This is a genomic window from Xanthomonas sp. SHU 308 (assembly GCF_000364645.1).
GTDB classification, from domain to species: Bacteria; Pseudomonadota; Gammaproteobacteria; order Xanthomonadales; family Xanthomonadaceae; genus Xanthomonas_A; species Xanthomonas_A sontii.
The window spans coordinates 1-4,099 of the sequence record NZ_AQOK01000158.1 but is presented as its reverse complement, the minus strand read 5'-3'; the positions used below and the strand labels follow the sequence as shown (position 1 = coordinate 4,099).

The window sequence follows — 4,099 nt, the reverse complement described above, 5'->3', positions numbered from 1 at the left end:
CAGCGCCGGCCTGTCCTGGGCCGGTGCCGACGACCGCTGGTCGAACGTGCAGGCGGCCGCCGACAGCGGCACCGCCATCGATCCCAGCGCCGCCGCGGCCGCCAACGCCGCCGCGGCCAGCCTCGGCGAGCGCACCCCGGAAGGCTTCGTCGCCAAGATCTGGAACCATGCTCAGAAGGCCGCGCAGGAATTGGGCGTGGACGCGCGCGCCCTGGTCGCGCAGGCCGCGCTGGAGACCGGCTGGGGCCGCCGCGGCATTTCCCGCGGCGACGGCGCCAGTTCCAACAACCTGTTCGGGATCAAGGCCACCGGCTGGAACGGCGACCGCGTGACCACCGGCACCCACGAGTACGTGGACGGGGTCAAGCAGTCGCAGACCGCCGATTTCCGTGCCTATTCCTCGCCGGCGGAAAGCTTCGCCGACTACGTGCGCCTGCTGAAGACCAATCCGCGCTACCAGCAGGCGCTGAAGGCCGGCACCGACATCCGCGGCTTCGCCCAGGGCCTGCAGCGCGCCGGCTACGCCACCGACCCCGCCTACGCAGCCAAGATCGCCGCCATCGCCGGCGGCCCGACCATCGGCCGCGCGGTCGCCGCGATCGGCAGCGCCGCCGCCGGCGGCATCGAGCGCGTTCTGGCCAGCACCGTCGATCCGTCCGGCCTCGTGCGCCGTTGAGGTAGCCGTCCATGTCCATCCTCTCCACCGGTACCGGCGCCCTGCTCGCCTTCCAGCGGGCCCTGTCCACGGTCAGCCACAACGTCGCCAATATCAACACCGACGGCTACAGCCGGCAGCGGACGACGTTCGCGACCACGGTCCCGAGCCAGTACGGCAGCGAGTTCATCGGCAACGGCACCCAGATCACCGACGTCTCCCGCGTCGCCGACCAGTTGGCGATCTCGCGCCTGTTCGACAGCACCGGCGAAGTCGCCCGGCTGAAGCAGCTCTCCAGCCTGTCCAGCCGCGTCGACGGGCTGTTCTCGGACAAGGCCACCAGCATCGCCGGGCAGTGGTCGAACTTCTTCGACGCCACCACCGGCCTGTCCTCCAACGCCTCGGCCAGCGCCAACCGGCAGAACCTGCTGGACGCCGGCAATTCGCTGGTCACCCGCTTCAAGCAGCTCAACGGCCAGCTCGACTCGCTCGGCAGCGAAGTCAACAACGGCCTGCTGGCCGGCACCGCCGAAGCCAACCGCCTGGCCACCGAGATCGCCAAGCTCAACGGCCAGATCGGCTCCAACGCCAATGCCGCCGCACCGGACCTGCTCGATCGCCGCGACCAGATGATCGGCCAGCTCATCGGCTACACCGGCGGCAGCGTCATCCAGCAGGACGGCGGGATGATGAACGTCTACACCTCCGGCGGCCAGGCGATGGTGGTCGGCACCAATGCGTCGACCCTGGTCACCAGTCCCGATCCCTACCAGCCGGAAAAGCTGCAGATCGCGCTGAAGACGCCGGGCGGCTCGACGCCGCTCACCAGCAAGGCGCTGGGCGGGCAGATCGGCGGCTTCCTGGAGTTCCGCAGCAACGTTCTGGATCCGACCAAGGCCGAACTCGGCCGCATCGCCACCGGCGTGGCCAGCAGTTACAACCAGCAGCACCACGCCGGCATGGACCTGTACGGCCAGATGGGCGGCGATTTCTTCAACCTGCCGGCGCCGACCGTGGACGGCAACAGCGCCAACACCGGCACCGCGGCGTTCACCGCCAGCGTCAGCGACCTGAGCAAGCTCGACGGGCAGAACCTGCTGCTGACCTACAACGGCACCGCCTGGAGCGCCAGCCGCGCCGACACCGGCGCCAGCGTCCCGATGAGCGGCTCCGGCACCAACGCCGATCCGTTCGTGGTCAACGGCGTGACCCTGCAGGTCTCCGGCACCGCCGCCAGCGGCGACAAGTTCCTGCTGCAGCCCACCGCCAATGCCATCAGCAAGCTGTCCGTGGCCATCAGCGACCCCTCGCGCATCGCCGCGGCGACGCCGATCCAGGCCAGCGCCACGCTCAGCAACCAGGGCACCGGCAAGGTCAGCAACGTCGCCGCGACCAACGCCAGCAACGCCAACCTGCTGACGCCGGCGAACATCGCCTTCATCGATTCCACCCATTACTCGATCAACGGCGGCGCGCCGCAGACCTACACCGCCGGCCAGACCATCAGCGCCAACGGCTGGAGCCTGACCATGGACGGCGTCCCGTCCGCCGGCGACAGCTTCGCGGTGGGCCCGACCGGGGTCGGCTCGAGCAACAACGGCAACGCCCTGCTGCTGTCCAACCTGGACGATGCCAAGGCCTTCAACGGCGGCACCATCACCCTCAACGGTGCGGTGGCCGGCCTGACCACCACGGTCGGCTCGGCGGCGCGCCAGGCCAAGTACGCGGCCGATGCGCAGGACGTGATCCAGAGCAGCGCCCAGGACGCGCGCGACTCGCTGTCCGGCGTCAACCTCGACGAGGAAGCGGCGGACATGTTGCGGCTGCAGCAGGCCTACCAGGCGGCCTCGCGCCTGATCTCCACCGCCGACACCCTGTTCCAGTCCATCCTGAGCGCGGTCCGATGAGCAATCGCATCTCCAGCGGCATGATCTTCAATCAGTCGCTCAACACCATGCTCGGCAAGCAGGCGACGATCTCGCACCTGCAGCAACAGCTCTCCACCGGTCAGCGCATCGTCAGTGCGGCCGACGATCCGGTCGCCGCGGGCACCGCGGTCAGCCTGGACCGCACGGTGGCCGCGCTGGCGCGCTTCGGCGACAACGCCAACAACGTGCAGAATCGGCTCAACCTGCAGGAAAACTCGCTGGCGCAGGCCGGCGACCTGATGGCGCGGGTCAAGGATCTGACGGTGGAAGCCAATAGTTCGGCGCTGACCACGCCCGACCGCAAGGCCATCGCCGCGGAGCTGAAGACCCTGCACGACAGCCTGCTGAGCCTGTCCAACAGCACCGACGGCTCCGGCCGCTACCTGTTCGGCGGCACCGCCGACGATGCGGCCCCGTTCGCCGTGGTCTCGGGCAACGTGGTCTACAGCGGCAACCAGACCCAGCGCAGCGTGGAAGTGGCACCGGACACCAAGGTCTCCGACACCCTGCCCGGCAGCGAGATCTTCATGCGCGTGCCCACCGGGGACGGCACCGTGGACGCGCATGCGGCCGCCGGCAACACCGGCACCGGCCTGCTGCTGGATTTCAGCCGCGACGGCTCCGGCAGCGCCTGGAACGGCAGCAGCTACAGTGTCGTGTTCACCGCCGCCACCACCTACGAGGTGCGCGACAGCAGTGGCGCGGTGGTCAATACAGGCACCTATGCCGCCGGCGAGAGCATCGGCCTGCCCGGCTTGAAGATGCGCGTGGACGGCGCCCCCGCCGCCGGCGACAGCTTCCAGATCGGCGCCTCGACCACCAAGGATGTGTTCTCCACCATCAGCAACCTGGTCAACCTGCTCAACACCGATCCGATCACCCCGGCCGCCAAGGCTGCCCTGCAGAACGGTCTGCAGTCGTCGATGCGCGACATCACCCAGGCCTCGTCGAAGATGATCGACGCGCGCGCCGCCGGCGGCGCCCAGCTCGCGGCGATCGACAACGCCACCGACCTGCGCGCCTCCAACGACGTGACCCTGAAGACCACCCTGTCCTCGCTGCGCGACCTCGACTACGCCCAGGCGATCTCCCAGTACCAACTGGAACAGTCGGCGCTGAAAGCGGCACAGACCATCTTTACCCAGATGCAGAGAATGTCGCTGTTCGACCGGCTCGGCTGATCGGCGATATACCGGATATACAGAAAGGCCCGGAGCGCGGCAACGCTTCCGGGCCTTTCGCGTTATACAAAGATCGTCATCGCCGCTGGATAGGTAGACAACGCGCAGGCAGCCCTAAAGTTTGCCGAAGTGCGGCCGAGAAAGGCTCTCCGCGGTATTCCTGGTGTTTTACGCATCGCCGGAACGGCGAATTTTCTGCAGTAAATCGCTAAAGGTTGCGAGCCTGTCGCCGTTACTTATATCACCAGCCGCACTGGCCAAATTGATGGCCCCCTGCGGAGACTCCAGGCACCAACCGGTTGCCGGACAAATCGCTTAGAGGAGATATCAAAATG

3 protein-coding genes are annotated in these 4,099 nt (G+C 67.9%); all 3 read left to right on the top strand.

The window, feature by feature from the left end; genetic code table 11:
- Positions 1-676 (top strand): flagellar assembly peptidoglycan hydrolase FlgJ (gene flgJ, locus D588_RS0106515; RefSeq protein WP_017915413.1); only part of this gene is annotated, 676 nt, incomplete at its 5' end.
- Positions 677-687: 11 nt separating this feature from the next.
- Positions 688-2,562 (top strand): flagellar hook-associated protein FlgK, encoded by a 1,875-nt coding sequence (gene flgK, locus D588_RS0106510; protein WP_017915412.1) that lies wholly within the window; start codon positions 688-690, stop codon positions 2,560-2,562.
- The gene (gene flgL / locus D588_RS0106505; protein WP_017915411.1) at positions 2,559-3,764 is read left to right on the top strand and encodes a flagellar hook-associated protein FlgL; all 1,206 of its coding nucleotides are present in this window, start codon (positions 2,559-2,561) and stop codon (positions 3,762-3,764) included. The genes flgK and flgL overlap by 4 nt, the downstream gene beginning before the upstream one ends.
- Positions 3,765-4,099: the final 335 nt, after the last annotated feature.